The following is a 20,424-nucleotide window of genomic DNA, read 5'->3' as shown; positions in this document are numbered from 1 at the left end:
CGATGAACGGCACCGACCACCCCCGCCCGCCGGCCACCGGATGGCGCAAGAGCAGCCACAGCGGCGACGAGGGCGCGTGCGTCGAGATGGCGCTGCTACCGGCGGCGGTCGCGGTCCGCGACTCCAAGGACCCGGCCGGCCCGGTGCTGGTCTTCTCCCCCACCGCCTGGGCCGCCTTCACCGGCGCGCCGCCGCGCGGCTGACCGCGCCGGCCCGCCCCGGTTCAGGCCGTGACCACCGGACCGGTGGCGGCGGCGCCCCGCACCGCCTCCAGCGCCGCGATGGCCACGCCGCGCGCGCCGGCCATGTCCCGCTCGGGCACCAGCGCGAAGGTGGCCACCGCGGCCTGCTCCTCGCGGAGCACGGTGTGTTCCCGGACCGCGGCGAGGAACCAGTCGCGGAACTCCGGCGCCGCCTCCACCACCCCACCACCGACGAAGTACGCGTGCGGGTCGGTGAAGTTGGCCGCGATCGTGAAGAGCCGGCCGAGCGCCTTCGCCTGCTGGCCGAAGACCTGCCGGGCCAGCTCGTCACCGCGCTCGCCGTAGCCACGGACCAGCTTCGCGGCCCGGCCCGGCTCCTCCGCCGCCAACGGGTGCCCGGGGAAGCGTCCCAGCCAGTACGGCAGCAGATTGCGCTCGATCCCGGTGAGCGAGGCCACGCTCTCGGCGTCCCCCCGGAAGCCGCAGTTGCAGCCGGGCACCGGCTGCTCCGGCCCGAGCAGCCCGTCGAGCGGGATGTGCACGTGCCCGAACTCCCCCGCCATGCCGGCCGCGCCACCGACCACCCGGCCGGCCTCCACCACGCCACCGCCGAGGCCGGTGCCGACGATCGCCGCCACCGAGGACCGGCGCATCGCGTCCGCCCCGAAGTGCACGTGGTGCGCGTAGAGGGCGGCGGCGTTGCCGTCGTTGGCGTAGACCACCGGCAGGCCGAGCCGCCGCTCCAGGGCGCTGCGCACGTCGTACCCCCGCCAGGCCGGCTGGGAGAAGTTGGTCGAGCCGCGTACCGAGATCACCCCGGTGGCGCTGGCCGGGCCGGGCGTGTCCAGCCCGACGGCGCGTACCAGCTCGCGGGGCACCCCGACCGACGCCAGGACCCCGTCGAAGGCCCGCGCCAGCGCCTCGATCGCCGCCTCCGGGCCGGCCCGCACCTCACTCGGGCTCTCCATCAGCCCGTCCACCAGGAACCGGCCGTCGACCGTCAGGACGGTGGCGTTGTTGCTCGTCCCACCGTTGTCCAGGCCCACCACCACCGGCACACCCGCACCGCCCACGGCCACCCCTCCCACCGAGCCTGACCTGAGGCTAGTGCCCGGCCGACGCTCCCGCCACGGACTGCACCCACCCGACGCCCCGGCCCGGGACGGACGGGCCGGAGCGGAGCGGAGCGGGGTCAGCCGGGGCGGCGGGCGGTGACCGCGGTGGCCTCCAGGTCCTCGTCGGAGACGACGGTCGGCTCCAGCCCGGCCGCCACCAACGCCGCGCAGAGCGGGTCGACCTGCCCCGCGCTCGTCTCCACCGCCAGGTGACCGCCGGGGGCGAGCCACTGCGCCGCCGCACCGGCCACCCGGCGCAGCACGGCCAGGCCGTCCGCGCCGCCGTCCAGCGCCATCGGCGCCTCGTAGAGCCGCGCCTCCGGCGGCATCAGCTGCACCGCCCCGCTCGGCACGTACGGGGCGTTGGCCACCACCAGGTCGAGCCGGCCCCGCCACCGCGGCGGCACGGGGGCGAAGAGGTCGCCCTGGTAGACCGGCACCCCGAGCGGGGCCAGGTTGCGCCGGGCGCAGGCCACCGCGGCCGGGTCGAGGTCGGCGGCGGCCAGCCAGCGCGGGGCGAGCCGGTCGTGCAGCACCAGGGCGGCGGCGCCCGAGCCGCAGCAGAGGTCCAGCACGGCCGGCGCCGGCCCGGCGACCGCCGCCGCGGCGGCGGCGGCGGCGACCAGCAGGGCGGTCCGGGCCCGGGGCACGAACACCCCCGGGTCGACGGCGACCCGGCGGCCGCAGAACTCGGCCCAGCCGAGCAGGTGTTCCAACGGCCGGCCGGCGATCCGGCGGTCGACCAGGTCGGCCAGGGTCGTGGGTGAGTCGGCGGCGGCGATCAGCAGGTCCGCCTCGTCCTCGGCGTAGACGCAACCGGCGGCGCGCAGCCGCTGGACGAGGGTGGGACGGTCGGGGTGCGACGGTGCCATGGGGATGCCTTTCGGGAACGCTCGTCGGCGCTCCCGGCGTCGCCTAACCCGTGGGCGACGTGGACTCGGAGGGAGCGCCGGTCCTCTGCTGGGGGATCGGTCCCACCTCCTCCGGTCGGGGCCCGCGCGGGCCGTGGCTGCCCGTCACCTTAGCCGAGCGCGCTGGCGTCGAGGGCGGCGGACACGTCGGCCACCAGATCGGCGGCGTCCTCGATGCCGCAGGAGAGCCGGACGAACCCCGGAGCGGTGTCGTCACCCCACTGGGCCCGGCGGTCGGCGGTGGTGTGCAGCCCCCCGAACGAGGTGGCGGCGGCGACCAGTCGGGACGCGTCGAGGAACCGGGCCACCCGGGCGGCGTCACCCAGGTCGAACGAGAGCACCCCGGGCATCCGACGCATCTGCGCCGAGGCGACCCGGTACGCGGGATCCGCCGGCCGCCCCGGCCACCGCAGGCCGGTCACGTCCGGCCGGTCGGCGAGCAGCCGGACGAGCGCCTCGGCGTTGGCGCTCTGCCGGGCCAGCCGCAGGTCGACGGTGGCCAGCGAGCGGTGCGCCAGCCAGCAGTCGAACGCCCCCGGGACCCCGCCGGTGGTGGTCCGCCACGCGTTCACCGGGTCGAGCAGGTCGGCGGCGCGGGTCGCCACGTACCCGAGCAGCAGGTCGGAGTGGCCGGTCAACGCCTTGGTGCCGGAGGCGACCACCAGGTCGGCGCCCAGGTCCAGCGGGCGCTGCCCGAGCGGGGTGGCGGTGGTGTTGTCCACCGCGACGAGCGCCCCGGCGGCGTGCGCGGCGGCGCTGAGCGCCGGCAGGTCGGCCACGTCCAGGCCCGGGTTCGCCGGGGTCTCCAGCAGCACCAGCCGGACGCCGTCGAAGGACGGGTACGGCCCGGCGGTCGGCACGAACCCGACGGTCACCCCGATGCCGGCCAGCGTGTCGGTGGCGAAGGCGCGCACCGGGAAGTACCCGTCGGCGGGCAGCAGCACGGTGTCGCCGGGGCGCAGCAGGGCCAGCAGCAGCCCGGTGATGGCGGCCTGGCCGCTGGCGAAGACCCGGCAGTCGCCGCCCTCCAACTCGCCGATGGCGGCCTCCAGCAGCCGCCGGGTCGGGTTGTCCGGCCGGCCGTACCCGTTGGGCGTCGCCGCCGGCCCCTGCCACGGGTCGAGGTGGTACGGCGCGGCGAAGACCGGTCCGGGCAGGAACGGCTGCCCGGGCGTCGGGGCGGGCAGCCCCGCGTGCACGCTGCGGGTGCCGTCCCCCCAGTCGGCGCTCACTCGTACGACTCCGGCTTCGCGGTGCGGCTCATCAGGGCGTCCACGGCGAGCCGCGGGTCCATCCCCTCGTGGCAGATCCGCTCGATCTGCTCGGTGATCGGCATCTCCACCCCGTTGGCGCGGGCCAGGTCGCGGATGGACAGGCAGCTCTTCACGCCCTCGGCGGTCTGCCGGGTGGCGGCCTGCGCCTGCTCCAGGGTCTCGCCCCGGCCCAGGTGCTCGCCGAAGGTGCGGTTGCGGGCCAGCGGGGACGAGCAGGAGGCGACCAGGTCGCCCATGCCGGCGAGGCCGGCGAAGGTGATCGGGTCGGCGCCGAGCGCCACGCCGAGGCGGGCGGTCTCGGCGAGGCCGCGGGTCATCAGCATGGCCCGGGTGTTGTCGCCGAAGCCCATCGCGGTGGCGATGCCGTAGGCCAGGGCGATGACGTTCTTGACCGCCCCGCCCAGCTCGCAGCCGATCACGTCGTCGTTGGTGTACGGGCGGAAGTAGGGCGTCCGGATCGACGACTGGACCAGCGCGGTGCGGCGGCTGTCGGTGCCGGCCACCACGGTCGCGGCGGGCTGCTCGGCGGCGATCTCCGGGGCCAGGTTGGGGCCGGAGACGACCACCACCCGGTCGGCGGGCACCCCGGCGGTCTCCATGATCACCTGGCTCATCCGCTTCGTGGTGCCCAGCTCGATGCCCTTCATCAGGGACACCAGCGTGGCGTCGGAGTCCAGGAACGGGGTCCAGTCGGCGAGGTTGGCGCGCAGCGTCTGCGACGGCACGGAGAGCACCACCACCTCCGCGCCGGCGATCGCCTCCTCGGCGTCACCGGTGGCGGTGACCCGGTCGGGCAGCCGTACGTCCGGCAGGTAGTCCGGGTTGTGCCGCCCGGTGCGGATCGCCTCGGCCAGGGCGGGACGCCGGGCCAGGATGGTCACGTCCCGGCCGGCGTCGGCGAGGATCTTGGCGAACGCCGTCCCCCACGACCCGGCCCCGAGCACAGCGACATGTCCGGTCATTCGGTCACCTCGGGGGTACGCGTGCGGGCGGGTCGCTCCCAGAGCGGGGGTGGGGTGCCGCCGCGGATCTCGGCGACCAGGTCACGGATCCGCAGCATGATGGTGTCGGTCATCTCCTCGAGGATGGCCCGGGTGGGGGTGGCGCCCGCCCAGCGGCTCAGGTCGACGGGCGGGCCGGCGACCACCGTCACCGGGGTGCGGGGGCGCAGCCCGAGCCGGGCGGTCTTCGGGTCGAACATCCGCTCCGGCCCGACCATGGCGACCGGGATGACCGGCGCGCCGGTGGCCAGCGCCAGCCGGGCCGCCCCGGTCTTGCCCCTCATCGGCCAGAGGTCCGGTTCGCGGGTGATCGTGCCCTCCGGGTAGATCACCACCGCGCCGCCCGAGTCGAGCGCCTCGACCAGCCGGTCCAGCGACTTCACCGCGTCGACGGAGCCGCGCTCCACCGGGATCTGCCGGCACCGGTGCAGGATCCAGCCGATCACCGGCACCCGGAACACGCTGGCCTTGCCGAGGAACTGCGGCCAGCGCCCGGCGTCGTAGATGAAGTGCGCGGCGACCAGCGGATCGGCGTGCGAGATGTGGTTCGGCACGATGATGATGCCGCCGTCGCCGCCCAACTGCTCGGTGCCCCGCCAGCTGCGCCGGGTCCAGACGGTGAGCACCGGCTTCACCAGCACCACGGCGAACCGTGGCCAGAATCCCAGCTTCCGCCGCCCCACCCTGCCTCCTCGTCCTGCCCCCGCGCGCCCCACGTCCCGCGACGAAATCATGCCTGCTCGCCCCGGGTACGGCCAGTGAGGGTACCGCCGGGGGCGCTGGCAGGATGGTCGGTGTGCCCGAGCCGAGCTGGACCGTGGTGGTGCCGGTGAAGCGCCTCGGGGTGGCCAAGAGCCGCCTGCGGGGCGCGCTGCCCGGCGTACCCCACGAGGAGCTGGCGCTCGCCCTGGCGGCCGACACGGTCCGCGCGGTGCGGGCCTGCCCGGCGGTGGCGGAGGTGCTGGTGGTCACCGACGACCCGCGGGCGGCGGCGGAGGCCCGCGCGGCGGGCGCCCGGGTCACCGGGGACCCGGCGGCCGGGTTGAACGGCGCCTTCCGGCACGGCGCGGCGACGGCCGGCCCGGCGGCCCCGGTGGCCGCGCTCACCGCCGACCTGCCGGCGCTGCGCCCGGCCGAGCTGGCCGCGGCGCTGCGGGCCGTGCCCACCGACCCGCCGGGGGTACGCGGCTTCGTGGCCGACGCCCCGGGGGACGGCACCGTGCTGCTCGCCGCGCCGGCCGGGGTGGCGCTGGAACCCCGGTTCGGGCCGGGCTCCGCGGCGGCGCACCTGGCGAGCGGGGCGCTCCCGCTGCACGGCGACTGGCCCGGCCTGCGCCGCGACGTGGACACCGCCGACGACCTGGCCGGGGCGGCCCGGCTGGGGCTCGGCCCGCGCACCGGCCGGCTGCTGCGGGCCCGCGCGCTCGCCGCGCCCGTCCGGACGGTCCGGTACGGTGCTGGCATGCAGGGCACGGTGGCCACCTACGACGCGTCGACCCGCAGCGGCGTGCTGCTCCTCGACGACGGCACCGAGCTGGCCTTCCCGGCCCGCGCCTTCGACGCCTCCGGGCTGCGGCTGCTCCGGCTCGGCCAGCGGGTCCGGATCGAGCGGGACGCCGCCGGGGAGATCATCCGGGTGACGTTGCCGACCATGTCCTGACCGACCTGCCCGAGTTCATTTTCTGTTCACCGTCGTCGGGGAATCATGGGGTGGTGAGCACCCCTCGCGAGCGTTCCGACAGCCCACCCGACCTCCTCGACCCGACCGCGCCCCGCAACGGCGCCCGGCCGCGCGGCACCGACGGCCGGTTCCGCCGCCCGCCCGAGGAGAACGCCGCCGTCGAGGCGGCCGCCCCCGACTCGGCCGGGCTGGAGGAGTCGCTCGACCCGGTCGAGGGGCCGGGCCCCGGGCCGGACGCCCCGCCGCCGGCGGCCGAGCCGCTGCCCGACGACCGCTTCCTCAACCGGGAGCTCTCCTGGCTCGACTTCAACTCCCGGGTGCTGGCGCTCGCCGAGGACCCGCGTACGCCGCTGCTGGAGCGGGCCAAGTTCCTCGCCATCTTCGCCAGCAACCTCGACGAGTTCTACATGGTCCGGGTGGCCGGGCTGAAGCGCCGGCTCTCCGCCGGCCTGCCGGTCCGCGGTGGAGACCGGCTGCCGCTGCGCACCCAGCTGGAGCTGATCGGGGAACGGACCGCCGAGCTGGTGGGCCGGCACGCCGCCTGCTTCGTCGACGACGTGCTGCCGAAGCTGGCCGCGGAGGACATCCGCATCCTGCGCTGGAGCGAGCTGGACGACGCCGAGCGGGAGCGGCTGCGCACCTGGTTCCGGGAGCACATCTTCCCGGTGCTGACCCCGCTGGCGGTCGACCCGGCGCACCCGTTCCCGTACATCTCGGGGCGGTCGCTGAACCTGGCCGTCGCGGTCCGCGACCCGGACGGCGGCCCGGAGCTGTTCGCCCGGGTCAAGGTGCCCAACAACGTGCCCCGTTTCGTCCGGGTGGCCCGCGAGCAGCCGGGGGTGCGTTTCCTGCCGGTGGAGGACCTCATCTCGGTGCACCTCGGGCAGCTCTTCTCCGGCATGCAGGTGGTCGAGTGCCACCTGTTCCGGGTCACCCGCAACGCCGAGGTGGAGGTGGACGAGGACCGCGACGAGGACCTGCTCCAGGCCCTGGAGCGGGAGCTGGCCCGCCGCCGGTTCGGCCCGCCGGTCCGGCTGGAGGTGGCCGCCTCCATCTCCGACCACATGCTGGAGCTGCTCGTCCGCGAGCTGGACATGGACGGCCACGACGTGCTGCGGGTACGCGGCCTGCTCGACCTCTCCGCCCTCTGGCAGGTGTACGGCGAGACCGACCGCGCCGACCTGAAGGACCCTCCGTTCGTGCCGGCCACCCACCCCCGGCTCACCGAGGGCGAGGTGCCGCGCAGCGTCTTCGCCACGCTGCGCGACGGGGACGTGCTGGTGCACCACCCGTACCACTCCTTCGCGACCAGCGTGCAGCGCTTCGTCGAGCAGGCCGCCGCCGACCCGAATGTGCTGGCCATCAAGCAGACCCTCTACCGCACCAGCGGCGACTCCCCGATCGTCGACGCGCTGGTCGACGCGGCCGCCGCCGGCAAGCAGGTGGTGGTGCTGGTGGAGCTGAAGGCGCGCTTCGACGAGGTGGCGAACATCGGCTGGGCGCGCACCCTGGAACGGGCCGGCTGCCACGTGGTCTACGGCCTGGTGGGGCTCAAGACGCACTGCAAGACGGCGCTGGTGGTCCGCCAGGAGGGCAACCAGATCCGCCGCTACTGCCACATCGGCACCGGCAACTACCACCCGAAGACCGCCCGGCTCTACGAGGACTTCGGGATGCTCACCGCCGACCCGGAGATCGGCGCCGACCTGACCGACCTGTTCAACGTGCTCACCGGCTACAGCCGGCAGACCGCGTACCGGCGGCTGCTGGTGGCCCCGCAGGGCATCCGCCGGGGCCTGGTCGAGCGGATCGAGCGGGAGATCGAGCACGTCCGGCTGGGCATGCCCGGCCTGGTGCAGTTCAAGGTGAACTCGCTGGTCGACGAGGAGGTCACCGACGCGCTGTACCGGGCGTCGCGGGCCGGCGTCCACGTCGACCTGCTGATCCGGGGCATGTGCACGCTGCGGCCCGGGGTGTCCGGGCTGTCGGAGAACATCCGGGTCCGCTCGATCCTCGGCCGGTTCCTGGAGCACTCCCGGATCTTCCGGTTCGGCAACAACGGCGACGCGGAGTTCTGGATGGGCTCGGCGGACCTGATGCACCGCAACCTGGACCGCCGGGTGGAGGCGCTGGTGCAGGTGAGCGACCCGGTCGCCCGGGCCGAACTGGACCACGTGCTCACCGCCGCGTTCAGCCCCGAGGTGGACGCGTTCGAGCTGGCCGGGGACGGCTCCTGGACGCGGCGTACCGGCACCGCCGACACGCCGCTGACCCACCTTCAGGACCTGCTCCTGCACCGGGTCGGCGGCACGGCCGGCTGAGCGGCCCGACACCGCTTACGGTGAACCGATGACGGACGACGGGCCGGGGCTGATCCGGGCGGCGGGCGGGGTCGCCTGGCGGCCCGGGCCGAACGGCGTCGAGGTGTGCCTCGTGCACCGCCCCCGGTACGGCGACTGGTCGCTGCCCAAGGGCAAGCTGGACGCCGGCGAGCACCCGATGCGGGCCGCCGTCCGCGAGGTGGCCGAGGAGGCGGACGTCCGCGCGGTGCCGCAGGTGCGCCTGCCCACCGTGCGCTACCGCAGCGAGGGGCGGCCGAAACGGGTCGACTACTGGTCGATGCGGGCCGCGGTGCCGGGCGGTTTCCAGCCGGACACCGAGGTCGACGAGATCGCCTGGCTCGACGTCGACGCCGCCGTACGCCGGGTCAGCTACCCGCACGACGCCGAGGTGCTCGCCGCGTTCGCGGCGCTGCCGCCGGTCACCGGCACCGTGCTGCTGGTCCGGCACGCGCACGCCGGCAAGCGGGGCACCTGGTCCGGCCCGGACACCGGCCGGCCGCTGGACGCCGAGGGGCGGGCGCAGGCGCAGGCCCTGGCCGCCCTGGTGGCGCTGGTCCGCCCGGTCCGCCTGCTCTCCGCCTCGGCCCGCCGCTGCGTGCAGACCCTGGACCCGGCGGCCGCCCGGCTGGACCTGCCGATCGAGGTGGCCGGCGAGCTGGACGAGCCGCGCCCCGGCCAGCAGGCCGACGAGTGCGCCCTGGCCGGCGCGGCCCTGCTGACCGCGCTCGCCGCCGCCGGTGACCCGGTCGCGGTGTGCAGCCAGGGCAAGCTGATCCCCGGCATGCTGGAGCGGCTGACCGGCCGGTCCGACGACCTCACCACCCCGAAGGGCGGCGGCTGGCTGCTCGCCTTCACCGGCGACCGGCTGCACGCCGCCGACCGGCTGTAGGCAAGGGCCCCCTCGTGACGCCTCCGGTCGAACAGGGGTCCCTTGTTGACGCCTCCCCGCCGGCGCTCAGGGCAGGGTGAGGGTCACCGCGACCGGCAGGTGGTCGCTGGCGGTGCTGCGCGGGGCGGCCACGTCGGCCGCGCCGATACCGGGCGAGACGAAGACGTGGTCGATCTGCTGGCGCGGGTCGTCGGCCGGGCTGGTGGGCAGGGGCCGGGCGGCGGCCAGCGCGTCGACCAGGCCGGCGGCGGTGAACGCCGTGAACGCCGGTTCGCCCGGCTCGGTGTTCAGGTCGCCGCCCAGCACCAGCGGGCGGCCGGCCGCGTACCGGGTGGCGAACGCGGCCACCTCGCGGGCCTGGGCCACCGGCCCCCGCCCCGGCGGCGGTTGCAGGTGGGTGGCGACCACGGCGAGCTCGCGGCCGCCCAGGTCGAGGGTGATGCCGAGGGCCTGCGCCCCGGTGGGCGCGCCGTGCGCGGCGAGCGGCCGGGTCCGGCCGGAGCGCACCGGGAAGCGGCTCAGCACCGCGTCGCCCCAGACCGGGTCGGCGGCGGGCGCGAAGACGTACGGCAGCCGCAGTCGTTGCGCCAGCAGGGCGAGGGTGTCGTGGCCGCCGTTGAGCAACCAGCCGCGGTCCACCTCGCTGAGCAGCACCACGTCGGCCCGGCCGGCCCGGACCACCCGGGCCACCGCGTCGAGGTCCAGCCGGCCGTCCAGCCCGAACCCCATCCGGATGTTGTACGCCACCACCCGTACCACCGTCGCGGGGGTGCGGGGTGGCACGGCGGTGGGTACCGGACGGTGGATCTCCAGGGCCACCACGGTCAGCAGCACCAGCGGCGCGACGCTGGCCCAGCGCGGCGTCCCGGTGAGCACCGGGGTCGCTGTGGACGGCCCGGCGAACGCCACCAGGGCGACCAGGACGGCCGTTCCGACCGGCACCCACCCGTTGGGGTAGCCGAGGTCGTAGGTGGCGTAGTAGACCACCGTGGCGACGGCGAAGACGAGCATCCCGCCGACGGCCGCGTACCCGCGTCGCACCCCGTCAGCGCCCGGTACGCCGCGTGCCGCGCCGTCCGGCCCGGCCGCCTTGGTGGCGGCGGTGTCGGTCAGCGCCAGGCAGCCACCGAGACCTACCCCGGTGAGCAGCATCGCCGGCACCAGCCAGCCGGCGGCGAAGAGCCCCGCGCCGACCAGCAGCACGACCGGCCAGAGCACCCGGACGAGCCGGGTCGCCGGCCAGTGCAGCGCGGCCAGCAGGAAGAACAGCACCGGGAAGACCGGGAGCAGCGACGAACTCCCCACCGATGACCGGTACAGGCCGGGAAAGTCGCGCGACCCGCTGACGAAGGCGGCGCTCCACAGGGCCGGGGCGAGCGCCACCTGGCCGGCCAGCAGCAGCGCGGGCCCCAGCAGCAACCAGGACCGGGCCCCCGTGACGCGCGCGGCCGTACCCGTTCCTGTCGTCGGGGCGGCTGCCGGCGGGGCGGGGGTTGCCGCCGAGGCGGCCAGGAAGGCCAGGACCAGCAGGACGCTCAGCGTCCAGCCGAGCACACCGCCCCGCCAGACGAGGTCCTCGGTGCCGAGCAGGCCGTGCCCGACGGCCGCGCCGGCCAGGCCGAGCGCCAGGCCGGGAACCGGCCGGTCGACCGACGCGGCGGTGGCGGCGAGCCAGACCAGACCGGCGAGCAGACCGGCGCAGGCCAGCCAGAGCTGCGCCCGCCCGCCGGGGGCGGCGGTCAGCGCGAGCCGGCTGGCCGCCAGCGTCCCCGCCGCGACCAGGCCGACCGGGCGCGATCCCAGCCGGCGTACCAGGCTGGGCGCGGCCAGGGCCAGCAGGAACCAGCAGAGGGCGAAGGCGCCGAGCAGTTCCGCCGGCGTCTCGGCGGCCCGGCCGAAGATGGTGATGATCGAGGGCAGCCAGACCCGCAGCACGTCCAGCAGGACCGCCACGCCCAGGGCGACGGCGGCGGTGGGGAGGTGACGGTGCCGCACGGGCGCCCTCTTCTCGTGACCGACGGGGGTGTTCGGCACGGCGATTCTGCGGGCTGTCCGGCGACCGGTCAACGCGTACCCACGAGAAAGGGCGCCCACCGCGAGCGGTGGGCGCCCTTTCGGGCCGTCCGGTCAGCGCCGGGTGGCGGCCTTCTTGGCCGGCGCCTTCTTCGCGGGCGCCTTCTTGGCGGCCGTGGTCTTCTTCGCCGCGGTCTTCTTCGCCGCGGTGGACTTCGCCGCGGTCGTCTTCTTGGCCGCGGTGGACTTCGCCGCGGTCGACTTGGCGGCCGTGGTCTTCTTCGCCGCGGTCGTCTTGGTCGCGGCGGCCTTGGTGGCCGGCGCGGCCTTCTTGGTCGCCGCGGTGGTCTTGGTCGCCTTCGCCGCCGTGGTCTTCTTGGCGGCCGCGGTCGCGGTGGTCTTCTTCGCCGCGGTCGCCTTGGCGCCGGTGGTCTTCGCGGCGGCGGCCGCGGTGGTCTTCTTGGCCGCGGCCGTGGCCTTCGGCACCTTGCCGCTGGCCACCATCTCCTTGAATCCGGCGCCCGGACGGAACGTCGGGACGGAGGTCTTCTTGACCTTCACCGCCTCGCCGGTCCGCGGGTTCCGGGCTGTTCGGGCGCCTCGGACACGCTTCTCGAACGCTCCGAAGCCGGTGATCGCCACCTTGTCGCCCTTGGTGACCGCCGCCTGGACCTCAGCGAGAACCGCGTCGAGCGCGGCCGTCGCCGTTTTCCGGTCCCCCAGGCGAACGGCGAGCGCCTCGATGAGCTCGGCCTTGTTCACGACTTCCTCCCGATTGTGCAACTGACTCGACGCGAGCCATTCTGCGCGCACGGTATGCCCTGTGCTGCCGCTACACAAACATTCGGTGGAAAAAAGCCCTTGTGTCGCAACGGATTCGCCCCCACCGGCGACACCGGTGGGGGCGAATAGCCGGCAACGGTCAGCCGACCGAGGGCAGGAACGACGGGCGGGACGCCTCGTACACGCCGATCTCGGCCTCGTGCCGGAGGGTCAGTCCAATGTCATCCAAGCCCTCCATCAGCCGCCAGCGGCTGTGGTCGTCCAGCGGGAAGGACCAGGTGGCGTCCCCGGCGTGGACCTGGCGGGCGGTCAGGTCGACGGTGATCGTGGTGGTGGGCTCGGATTCCACGAGATCCCACAGTTCCTCCACCGCCTTCAATTCCAGCTCCACCGGAAGGAGGCCTTCCTTGAGGGCGTTGCCCCGGAAGATGTCACCGAACCGGGGCGAGATCACCGCCCGGAAGCCCCAGTCCCGCAGCGCCCAGACGGCGTGCTCGCGGGACGACCCGGTACCGAACTCGGGGCCGGCGAGAAGAATCGACGCGCCCGAATAAGCGGGGTTGTTGAGAACGAATGACGGGTCCTCCCGCCACGCGTTGAACAGCCCGTCCGCGAAACCGGTCCGGGTCACCCGCTTGAGGTACACGGCGGGGATGATCTGGTCGGTGTCCACGTTGGACCGGCGCAGCGGCACGGCGGTGCCGGTGTGGGTGGTGAACTTGTCCATCTCTCGGCTGCCCTTCTACAGGTCGGCGGGGGCGGCCAGCCGGCCGACCACGGCGGTGGCGGCGGCGACCGGCGGGGACACCAGGTGGGTACGCCCGCCCCGGCCCTGGCGGCCCTCGAAGTTGCGGTTGGAGGTCGAGGCCGACCGCTCCCCCGGCTTGAGCGTGTCCGGGTTCATGCCCAGGCACATGGAGCAGCCGGCGAAGCGCCACTCGGCGCCGGCGTCGGCGAAGACCTTGTCCAGCCCCTCCGCCTCGGCCGCCTCGCGGACCGCGGCGGAGCCGGGGACCACCAGCATCCGTACGCCGTCGGCGACCCGGTGCCCGCGCAGCACGTCGGCGGCGGCCCGCAGGTCCTCCAGCCGGCCGTTGGTGCAGGAGCCGACGAAGACCACGTCGACCGCGAGGTCGCGCAGCGGGGTGCCGGGGCTGAGGTCCATGTACTCCAGGGCCCGGCGGGCCGCCACCCGCTCCGGCTCGGTGACGAACTCCTCCGGGTCGGGCACGGTCGCGCCCAGCGGCACACCCTGGCCCGGGTTGGTGCCCCAGGTGACGAACGGGGTGATCCGGCCGGCGTCGAGGGTGACCTCGGTGTCGAAAATCGCGCCCTCGTCGGTGGGCAGCGTCCGCCAGTACTCGACCGCCGCGTCCCAGTCGCTCCCCTGCGGCGCGTGCGGCCGCCCCTTGAGGTACGCGAACGTGGTCTCGTCCGGCGCGATCATGCCGGCCTTGGCGCCCCACTCGATGGACATGTTGGCGATGGTCATCCGCCCCTCCATGGAGAGGCCGCGGATCGCCTCGCCCCGGTACTCCACGATGTGGCCGCGCCCGCCGCCGGTGCCCACCTGGGCGATCAGGGCGAGCACCAGGTCCTTGGCGGTGACGCCCGGGGCCAGCTCGCCGACCACGTTCACCGCCATGGTCCGCGGCCGGGCCTGCGGCAGCGTCTGGGTGGCCAGCACGTGCTCGACCTCGCTGGTGCCGATGCCGAAGGCCAGCGCGCCGAACGCGCCGTGGGTGGCGGTGTGCGAGTCGCCGCAGACGATCGTCGTGCCGGGCTGGGTGAGGCCCAGCTGCGGCCCGATGACGTGCACGATGCCCTGGTTCTCGTCGCCCAGCGGGTGCAGCCGTACGCCGAACTCGGCGCAGTTGCGGCGCAGCGTCTCGATCTGGGTGCGGGAGGTGGGGTCCGCGATGGTGAGCAGGTCGCCGCGCCGGGACCGGAACGCCGGGTCGTCGTACCCGGTCGGGGTGTTGTGGTCCTCGGTGGCGATGGTCAGGTCGGTACGGCGCACCCGGCGGCCGGCCAGGCGCAGCCCGTCGAAGGCCTGCGGGCTGGTCACCTCGTGCAGCAGGTGCAGGTCGATGAAGAGCAGATCCGGCTCCCCCTCGGCGGAGCGGACCACGTGCGCGTCCCAGACCTTCTCGGCCAGGGTCCTCGGTTGAGTGACTCCCACCATCTGGACATCCTAAATTCTGGGAGGTAAATTTCGGCTTGTGGGACACAGTATGAGCGGTGTCGGCGTTCTCGACAAGGCGGTGGTCATCCTGGCCGCCTGTGTCGACGGCGCCAGCCTGGCCGAACTCGTTGAACGCACCAAGCTGCCCCGGGCCACCGCGCACCGGCTGGCACAGGCGCTGGAGATCCACCGGATGCTGGTCCGGGACACCCAGGGACGCTGGCGCCCCGGCCCCCGGCTCGGTGAACTCGCCAACGCCGCGCCGGACGTGCTGCTGACCGCGGCCGAGCCGCTGCTCGCCGCGCTGCGCGACGCCACCGGGGAGAGCGCCCAGCTCTACCTGCGCCGCGCCGACGAGCGGATCTGCGTGGCCGCCGCCGAACGGGCCAGCGGCCTGCGGGACACCGTGCCGGTGGGCTCGGTGCTGCCGATGACGGCCGGCTCCGCGGCGCAGATCCTGCTCGCCTGGGAGCCGCCGGAGGCGGTGATGCCACTGCTGCCCCGCTCCAAGTTCACCGGCCGCACCCTCGCCGAGGTGCGCCGCCGGGGCTGGGCGCAGAGCGTCGCCGAACGCGAGGCCGGTGTGGCGAGCGTCTCCGCACCGATCCGCGACCGGACCGGCCGGGTGATCGCCTCGATCAGCATCTCCGGCCCGATCGAGCGCCTCGGCCGCCGCCCCGGCGAACGCCACGCCATGGCCGTGGTCCGCGCCGGCCAGCGCCTCTCCGGCCTCTGAGCACGACCACTGACGGGTCGGGCACGGCCGTCGACCCGGGTCGATGAAGAGGTTCGCGTCACCGGTCCCGCGACTCGGGACGCGAACCTCTCGATCGACGGCGGCCGGCCCGGGGTCAGGGCGTCAGGCGCGTGGCGGGGCTGTCGCCGGGGAGGCCGGCCATGTTGGTCTCGACCGGGGGGACCGGGGTGGCGCCCAGCACCCGCCCGTCGGCGCCGTACGCGGTGAGGATGGCCGGACGGTCCGGCGGCACCCGCACGGCGCCGGCGGACGAGGCGTCCAGGGCGACCTCGGCCGGGGGCAGGTCGCCGACGGTGACGGTGACCCGGGCCGCGTCCGGTGGGGCGACCACCCGCACCTGGTCCGTCGGCGTCCGCGCGCCGGTGTCCGCCCGGATCCGCCAGCCGACCGGCCGCTCGTCGACACCCTGGGCCGGCAGCAGCAGCCGCAGGTCGGTCCAGTGACCGCTCCGCTCGTCACCGTGCAGGGCGTACGCGATGACTCCCCCGCCCGTGGGCTGCACGGTGAGCAGCGCGGCGGGCAGCCCGTGCTGCCGACCCGACCAGCGCACCCGCACCGTCGTCCCGGCAGCGGGGAGGCGACTGTCCGTGAGCGCCGACTGGACGAAGGTCCGCAGGGTGACCTCGTCCAGCGGCCGCCCCCCGACGGGCCGTCGGGCCGGGCCGAGCAGCGCGTCCATCTCCGGGCCGGCCGGCTCGGGCGTGAGGTACGGGCCACCGGCCAGGCCACCCTGGTAGAGCAGGTGACCGTCCCGGCTGACCCGGGCGACGGACTCCTGCCGGGGCAGGGCGGGCAGCACGGCCACCCCGATCCCGCCGTCGTCCGCCCGGGCGAGGTTCTCGTACTCCAGGGTTCCGCGTGCGGTGTAGCGCGGGTCCCCGCTGATCGTCACCGTCGACCCGGGCGGCCCGACGACGACCGCGAACCCGCCCCGCCCGGGTTCGGCCCGCAGCAGGGTCACCACCGGGCTGTCGTCGAGCCGGGTGTGACCGGCGTAGTCCATCTGCGCGGCCCCGGCCCCGGCCGGACCGACGTACCAGACCAGCGTCTCCCTGGTCAGCAGGCCGAACCGCAGCGGCACCGCGACCAGCGCGACCCGGTGGCCCGGCCGGTCACTGCCGTAGAGCAGGCGGATCCGGTCGGGATCGCCGACCCGCCAGGCGCCGGCCGCCGGTCCAGCGCCCCACAGGTCGCCGTCGCGGAGCCGCGGGTCGCCGCCGACCCGCGCCCGCAGCGCGGCCAGCCAGGCCCGGTCGTCGGCCAGGGTGCCCCGGGGCGGTCCGTCGAGCAGCGCCGCCGGAGCTGCCGCGACCGCGATGCCCGGCGCCCAGCCCGGCAGCGGCAGCACGTTCGACTGGACCCCGACGAGGGCCGCCACGACCCCGGCGAGCACCGCCCGCCGGGCCAGCCGGGTACGCCGGTGCCGTCGCTCGCGCCGGGTGAACCCGGGCCACGGGTCCTCGGGTACGTCGACGGCCCGCGTCGCCTGCCGCAGCGCGGGACCGAGCGCGGAGTCGACGAAGCTCTCGGTCATGCCGATTCCTCCTGGAGCCGTAGCGAACCCTGCGAACTGGTGCGGGTGACCTCGCCGCGCAGCCGGGCCAACCCGCGCGACGCCTGGCTCTTCACCGAGCCGACGGAGCAGCCGAGGACGCGGGCGGTGTCCGCCTCGCTGAGGTCCTCGAAGTAGCGCAGCACCAGTACCGCCTGGGTCCGGCGCGGTAGCCGGCGCAGCGCGGCGAGAAGCAGCTGCCGCTCCTCCACCTGCGCGTACGCGTCCCGGGCCGGCGCGCTGTCGGAGGGCAGCAGCGGAACCTCCGGCAGCCGCCGCCGGCGTCGCCAGGAGATGGCGGTGTTCACCATCACCCGGCGTACGTAGACCTCCGGCGCGTCCCGGCGCAGGATCCGCGCCCAGTGCCGGTGGGTCTTCTCCAGCGCCGACTGGGTCAGGTCCTCGGCCGTCCCCCGGTCGCCGGTCAGCAGGTAGGCCGTGCGCAGCAACGGCCCCCACTGTCGTTGGACGAACAGCCGGAACCGTTCGTCGTCGTCCTGTGCCACGCCACCTCCACGTCGGTCCGCCTCGTGATCGTGTGCGGATGACGAGAGAGACGCCGTCCCGGCCCGCGGGGTTGAGCGGACACCGGACGGTGGGGCGATCCGGCGCCGCCGGAAGGTGCCCGGGGTCCGTTCCGGGGGCGACGGCCGCAGCGGCCGGGAACGGCGAACGGCCCGCCTCGCTGACGCGAGACGGGCCGTTCGTGTGGTAGCCCCGACCGGATTCGAACCGGCGCTACCGCCTTGAGAGGGCGGCGTCCTGGGCCGCTAGACGACGGGGCCAGGCACTTCTCCTGCTTCACCGCCCTGCTGAGCGGTGCGGCAGTAGTCTATCGGCACCACGTCCGGCACCGACCAGGGGGGTCACCCCCACCGGGGCGGCCGGGCACGGACACGAAACAGCCCGCCCCACGGGTGGGACGGGCTGTCAGTGCTGTAGCCCCGACCGGATTCGAACCGGCGCTACCGCCTTGAGAGGGCGGCGTCCTGGGCCGCTAGACGACGGGGCCAGAACTTCATGCTCCCCCACCCTCGCGGGCAGGGAAGCTGCACTCTACCAGAGATCAACTGCCGCTCCCCCGAGGAGGAGCGGAGCGGAACTCCATCAGAATCCAGCGTTCCGGGGATTCTCGCGAATCCCCGGTTGCGCTGGGGTACCAGGACTCGAACCTAGACTAACTGAACCAGAATCAGTCGGGCTGCCAATTACCCCATACCCCATTGGCCCCTTGCGGCGCCGGGAATGAACTTTACCCTCCCCGCGCCGGCAGGCCAAATCCAACCCCCCGAACCGCCCTTGAGCTGCGGAAACGAGGCGTCGGACGCGTCAGGCGACCGGGACCACCGGGTTGGTGAGTTCGCCGATCCCCTCGATCCGCACCGTGACCGTATCCCCGTCCGTGAGCGGGCTAACCCCCGCCGGGGTGCCGGTCAGCACCACGTCGCCGGGGAGCAGCGTCATCACGTGGGAGATGTACGACACCAGGGCCGGTACGTCGAAGACCATGTCCTTGGTCCGGCCGAGCTGGCGTACCTCCATCTCCTCGGGGTTGCGGCCCACCTCGCAGCGGACCTCGAGGTCGGAGACGTCCAGCCCGGTGGTGATCCACGGGCCGATCGGGCAGAACGAGTCGAAGCCCTTGGCGCGGGTCCACTGGCCGTCGGCCCGCTGGAGGTCCCGCGCGGTGACGTCGTTGGCGCAGGTGTAGCCGAAGATGGCCCGCTCGGCGGCGGCCCGGTCGGCCCGGCGGGCGCCGGGGGCGCCGATGACCACGGCGAGTTCGGCCTCGTGCTCGACCTGCTTGGAGAAGATCGGCAGCCGGATCGCGTCCCGCGGGCCGATCACCGAGGTGGAGGGCTTGAGGAAGAGCAGCGGCTCCTTGGGCACCTCGCTGCCGTGCTCGGCGGCGTGCTCGGCGTAGTTGCGGCCGACACACACCACCTTGCTGGGCAGGATCGGCGAGAGCAGCCGCACGTCGGAGAGCGCCCAGCGGGCGCCCGAGAACTGGATCTGACCGAACGGGTGGCCCTCGATCTCGGCGATGGTCAGGCCCTGCGGCCCGGCCTCCGGCTCGCCCTCGACGACCCCGAACGACATTCCCTTGGCATGAGCGAAACGAGCGATACGCACCCGGCCAATCTATCCCCGGCCACCGGTCGGCCCCCGCCGGACGCGACGAGCGCCACCCGGAGACCAGGGCCGGTCAGGGTACGCCGGGCCGGGCCGACCAGGGCGGGAATGCCGACTTCGTACCCACCCGGCGGGGCCGGGCCCATAGCTTCGGGTCCGGAGGTTCGTTCGTATGGCTGCATCGAGACGACACCACAGGGCCCTGGCAGTGATCGTGAACTGCCTCGGCGTCCTCGCCGCCGTGCCGGCGCTACCGCCCGGCGCGCCCCGGGCACAGGCCGCGCCGGCCCGGCCGGCACCGGCCGTCGCGCCGGCCCGGGCCACCCCGATCCCGACCGGCGCGCCCGCCGCGCCGCCGGCAGTGGGACCCACCCGGGCCGCGCCGATCCAGATGACGACGCCCCCGGTCACGCTGCGGGTGGCCGCGTCGAACACCCCGGCGCCCGGCTACCGGATCGAGGTGCGCAACGCCGGCACCGGCACGGTCGAGACGACGGTCCGGCAGGAACTGCCCACCGGGTCCCGGGCCACCACGGTGACCGGCGGTGGCCGGGCCGCCCGGGCGGTCGGGGCGGCCGGCCCGAACGAGGTGACCTGGCGGCTGCGGCTGCCGGCACAGAGCACCACCAGCCTGCACACCGCGCTGGCGATGACCGCGCCGGGCCAGTCGGTCACGGCACCCACCTGCGTGTACGGCAGCGACGGCACCCGCCCGTACGACTGCGCCACGGCGACCTGGACGGGGTCGGCCGCGGCCGTACCGGCGGCCCGGGCGACGGCCGCGCCGGCCTGGCAGCGCCCGCCGGTGCTGCTGGCCGGGCTGGCGGCGGTCCTGGTGCTCACCGGCGGCGCGCTCTGGTGGTGGTGGCTCCGACGCCGGCAGCGCTCCGGGGTGCGCCCGGACGGCCCGGCGGCGGCGAGCGCCGGCACCCCGGCGGTGGCCGGCGGGGCGGGCGGCCCGGCGGACCGGGGCACGGTCTACCCGCGCCCGGCCCTGCCCAACGCGACGCGCCGTCGGCGCGGTCCGCCGGTCTGGCTGGTGGTCGGGGTCGCGGTGGCGGTGCTGGCCGGCGTGGTGGGCGCGGCGGCCTGGACGGCCACCCAGCGGGTCGCCGCGTACGACACCACCAAGCAGCCGACCAGCGGCGCGTGGGAGGGCCGCAGCGTCAACGGTCGGCTCGGGACGCCGCTGCGGGAGGCCGCCTTCGAGTTCACCGTCTACCGGGTGGCCTGCGGCACCGGTGAGCTGCCGGTGACCAAGCCGGGCGCCCGGCAGTGCCTGGCGACGGTCGAGGTGCGCAACCTCACCCCGGGCGAGCAGAACTGGCACGGGCAGTTGCAACGGGCCTACCTGCCCGGCGGAAACTGGGTGCCGACGGACGCGGACGCGACCCGGGCCGCCAACCTCGGGCGGGACGTCTTCGCCCAGCCGGTCGCCGCGGGCAGCCGGGTGCTGCTGCCGCTGGTCTTCACCATGCCGGGGGCCGACCCACCGAAGCAGTTGGAGCTGCGCAGCGGGGTGTTCTCCGCCGGCGTCCGGGTGGACGTGGCCTGACCGGGGCCGGGGCGGCGGTCGTACCCTGGG

Annotated in this window: 17 protein-coding genes, 3 tRNA genes and 1 pseudogene; 6 read left to right on the top strand and 15 right to left on the bottom strand. The window is 75.2% G+C overall.

Going from position 1 to position 20,424, the window contains the following annotated elements; all coding sequences use genetic code 11:
* Positions 1 to 2: 2 nt before the first annotated feature.
* Positions 3 to 203 (top strand): DUF397 domain-containing protein, encoded by a 201-nt coding sequence (locus GA0070611_RS29410; protein WP_091671640.1) that lies wholly within the window; start codon positions 3 to 5, stop codon positions 201 to 203.
* Between the two features lie 20 nt (positions 204 to 223).
* Here GA0070611_RS29410 and GA0070611_RS29405 read toward each other — a convergent pair whose 3' ends face one another.
* The 5 genes from GA0070611_RS29405 to GA0070611_RS29385 all read right to left on the bottom strand — a co-directional run bounded on the left by GA0070611_RS29405 (position 224) and on the right by GA0070611_RS29385 (position 5,187).
* The gene (locus GA0070611_RS29405; RefSeq protein WP_091673632.1) at positions 224 to 1,276 is read right to left on the bottom strand and encodes an ROK family protein; all 1,053 of its coding nucleotides are present in this window, start codon (positions 1,274 to 1,276) and stop codon (positions 224 to 226) included.
* A 119-nt stretch (positions 1,277 to 1,395) separates the two neighbouring features.
* Positions 1,396 to 2,190, bottom strand: coding sequence for a putative protein N(5)-glutamine methyltransferase (locus tag GA0070611_RS29400; protein ID WP_091671638.1), 795 nt, complete (start codon positions 2,188 to 2,190; stop codon positions 1,396 to 1,398).
* A gap of 149 nt (positions 2,191 to 2,339) precedes the next feature.
* The gene (locus GA0070611_RS29395; protein ID WP_091671635.1) at positions 2,340 to 3,461 is read right to left on the bottom strand and encodes a cystathionine gamma-lyase; all 1,122 of its coding nucleotides are present in this window, start codon (positions 3,459 to 3,461) and stop codon (positions 2,340 to 2,342) included.
* Entirely contained in the window at positions 3,458 to 4,465 is a 1,008-nt protein-coding gene (locus tag GA0070611_RS29390) for an NAD(P)H-dependent glycerol-3-phosphate dehydrogenase (RefSeq protein ID WP_091671632.1), read from the bottom strand. The genes GA0070611_RS29395 and GA0070611_RS29390 overlap by 4 nt, the downstream gene beginning before the upstream one ends.
* Complete coding sequence (locus tag GA0070611_RS29385) at positions 4,462 to 5,187, bottom strand: lysophospholipid acyltransferase family protein (protein ID WP_091671630.1); 726 nt, start codon at positions 5,185 to 5,187, stop codon at positions 4,462 to 4,464. Before GA0070611_RS29385 ends, GA0070611_RS29390 begins: the two co-directional genes overlap by 4 nt.
* A gap of 104 nt (positions 5,188 to 5,291) precedes the next feature.
* Here GA0070611_RS29385 and cofC point away from each other — a divergent pair.
* From cofC to GA0070611_RS29370, 3 genes and pseudogenes are all read left to right on the top strand, one after another.
* Positions 5,292 to 5,936, top strand: a pseudogene (gene cofC, locus GA0070611_RS29380) (2-phospho-L-lactate guanylyltransferase); the annotation flags it as partial.
* 281 nt (positions 5,937 to 6,217) lie between these two features.
* The gene (locus GA0070611_RS29375; protein WP_091673630.1) at positions 6,218 to 8,506 is read left to right on the top strand and encodes an RNA degradosome polyphosphate kinase; all 2,289 of its coding nucleotides are present in this window, start codon (positions 6,218 to 6,220) and stop codon (positions 8,504 to 8,506) included.
* 28 nt (positions 8,507 to 8,534) lie between these two features.
* Positions 8,535 to 9,416 (top strand): NUDIX domain-containing protein, encoded by an 882-nt coding sequence (locus GA0070611_RS29370; protein ID WP_091671626.1) that lies wholly within the window; start codon positions 8,535 to 8,537, stop codon positions 9,414 to 9,416.
* A gap of 66 nt (positions 9,417 to 9,482) precedes the next feature.
* On the opposite strand, the gene GA0070611_RS29365 is transcribed toward GA0070611_RS29370, so the two are convergent.
* The 4 genes from GA0070611_RS29365 to leuC form a co-directional block, all read right to left on the bottom strand.
* Positions 9,483 to 11,411: an endonuclease/exonuclease/phosphatase family protein gene (locus GA0070611_RS29365; protein ID WP_091671624.1), complete on the bottom strand. Its 1,929-nt coding sequence runs from the start codon at positions 11,409 to 11,411 to the stop codon at positions 9,483 to 9,485.
* 132 nt (positions 11,412 to 11,543) lie between these two features.
* Positions 11,544 to 12,191: an HU family DNA-binding protein gene (locus GA0070611_RS29360; RefSeq protein WP_091671621.1), complete on the bottom strand. Its 648-nt coding sequence runs from the start codon at positions 12,189 to 12,191 to the stop codon at positions 11,544 to 11,546.
* A 160-nt stretch (positions 12,192 to 12,351) separates the two neighbouring features.
* Positions 12,352 to 12,939, bottom strand: coding sequence for a 3-isopropylmalate dehydratase small subunit (leuD, locus tag GA0070611_RS29355; RefSeq protein WP_091671618.1), 588 nt, complete (start codon positions 12,937 to 12,939; stop codon positions 12,352 to 12,354).
* A 15-nt stretch (positions 12,940 to 12,954) separates the two neighbouring features.
* On the bottom strand, positions 12,955 to 14,397 hold the full coding sequence (gene leuC / locus GA0070611_RS29350; protein WP_091671616.1) for a 3-isopropylmalate dehydratase large subunit: 1,443 nt from the start codon (positions 14,395 to 14,397) through the stop codon (positions 12,955 to 12,957).
* Between the two features lie 49 nt (positions 14,398 to 14,446).
* Between leuC and GA0070611_RS29345 the strand changes: the two genes are divergently transcribed.
* Positions 14,447 to 15,133 (top strand): IclR family transcriptional regulator, encoded by a 687-nt coding sequence (locus tag GA0070611_RS29345; RefSeq protein WP_091671614.1) that lies wholly within the window; start codon positions 14,447 to 14,449, stop codon positions 15,131 to 15,133.
* A 115-nt stretch (positions 15,134 to 15,248) separates the two neighbouring features.
* Here the strand turns inward: GA0070611_RS29345 and GA0070611_RS29340 are convergent, their stop codons facing one another.
* The 6 genes from GA0070611_RS29340 to GA0070611_RS29315 form a co-directional block, all read right to left on the bottom strand.
* Positions 15,249 to 16,688 (bottom strand): hypothetical protein, encoded by a 1,440-nt coding sequence (locus GA0070611_RS29340; protein ID WP_091671612.1) that lies wholly within the window; start codon positions 16,686 to 16,688, stop codon positions 15,249 to 15,251.
* Positions 16,685 to 17,212 (bottom strand): SigE family RNA polymerase sigma factor, encoded by a 528-nt coding sequence (locus tag GA0070611_RS29335; RefSeq protein WP_091671609.1) that lies wholly within the window; start codon positions 17,210 to 17,212, stop codon positions 16,685 to 16,687. The genes GA0070611_RS29340 and GA0070611_RS29335 overlap by 4 nt, the downstream gene beginning before the upstream one ends.
* Before the next feature lie 203 nt (positions 17,213 to 17,415).
* A tRNA-Glu gene (locus tag GA0070611_RS29330) sits at positions 17,416 to 17,491 on the bottom strand.
* 154 nt (positions 17,492 to 17,645) lie between these two features.
* A tRNA-Glu gene (locus GA0070611_RS29325) sits at positions 17,646 to 17,718 on the bottom strand.
* A 139-nt stretch (positions 17,719 to 17,857) separates the two neighbouring features.
* A tRNA-Gln gene (locus GA0070611_RS29320) sits at positions 17,858 to 17,929 on the bottom strand.
* A gap of 106 nt (positions 17,930 to 18,035) precedes the next feature.
* Positions 18,036 to 18,839 (bottom strand): fumarylacetoacetate hydrolase family protein, encoded by an 804-nt coding sequence (locus tag GA0070611_RS29315; RefSeq protein WP_091671607.1) that lies wholly within the window; start codon positions 18,837 to 18,839, stop codon positions 18,036 to 18,038.
* Positions 18,840 to 19,011: 172 nt separating this feature from the next.
* Between GA0070611_RS29315 and GA0070611_RS29310 the strand changes: the two genes are divergently transcribed.
* The gene (locus GA0070611_RS29310) at positions 19,012 to 20,394 is read left to right on the top strand and encodes a hypothetical protein (RefSeq protein WP_091671604.1); all 1,383 of its coding nucleotides are present in this window, start codon (positions 19,012 to 19,014) and stop codon (positions 20,392 to 20,394) included.
* The last annotated feature ends 30 nt before the right edge of the window (positions 20,395 to 20,424 follow it).

Origin of the sequence: Micromonospora auratinigra (assembly GCF_900089595.1) — a bacterium.
Taxonomy (GTDB): Bacteria; Actinomycetota; Actinomycetes; order Mycobacteriales; family Micromonosporaceae; genus Micromonospora; species Micromonospora auratinigra.
Note: the sequence above shows the minus strand (reverse complement) of the source record. Positions and strands in the feature narration are given on the sequence as shown.

Bases quoted from the DNA above. Each gene is read 5' to 3' on its own strand.
- GA0070611_RS29310 (WP_091671604.1), top strand. From the start codon at position 19,012: ATGGCTGCATCGAGACGACACCACAGGGCCCTGGCAGTGATCGTGAAC.
- GA0070611_RS29370 (WP_091671626.1), top strand. From the start codon at position 8,535: ATGACGGACGACGGGCCGGGGCTGATCCGGGCGGCGGGCGGGGTCGCC.
- GA0070611_RS29410 (WP_091671640.1), top strand. From the start codon at position 3: ATGAACGGCACCGACCACCCCCGCCCGCCGGCCACCGGATGGCGCAAG.
- leuD (WP_091671618.1), bottom strand. From the start codon at position 12,939: ATGGACAAGTTCACCACCCACACCGGCACCGCCGTGCCGCTGCGCCGG.
- GA0070611_RS29390 (WP_091671632.1), bottom strand. From the start codon at position 4,465: ATGACCGGACATGTCGCTGTGCTCGGGGCCGGGTCGTGGGGGACGGCG.
- leuC (WP_091671616.1), bottom strand. From the start codon at position 14,397: ATGGTGGGAGTCACTCAACCGAGGACCCTGGCCGAGAAGGTCTGGGAC.
- GA0070611_RS29340 (WP_091671612.1), bottom strand. From the start codon at position 16,688: ATGACCGAGAGCTTCGTCGACTCCGCGCTCGGTCCCGCGCTGCGGCAG.
- GA0070611_RS29345 (WP_091671614.1), top strand. From the start codon at position 14,447: ATGAGCGGTGTCGGCGTTCTCGACAAGGCGGTGGTCATCCTGGCCGCC.
- GA0070611_RS29400 (WP_091671638.1), bottom strand. From the start codon at position 2,190: ATGGCACCGTCGCACCCCGACCGTCCCACCCTCGTCCAGCGGCTGCGC.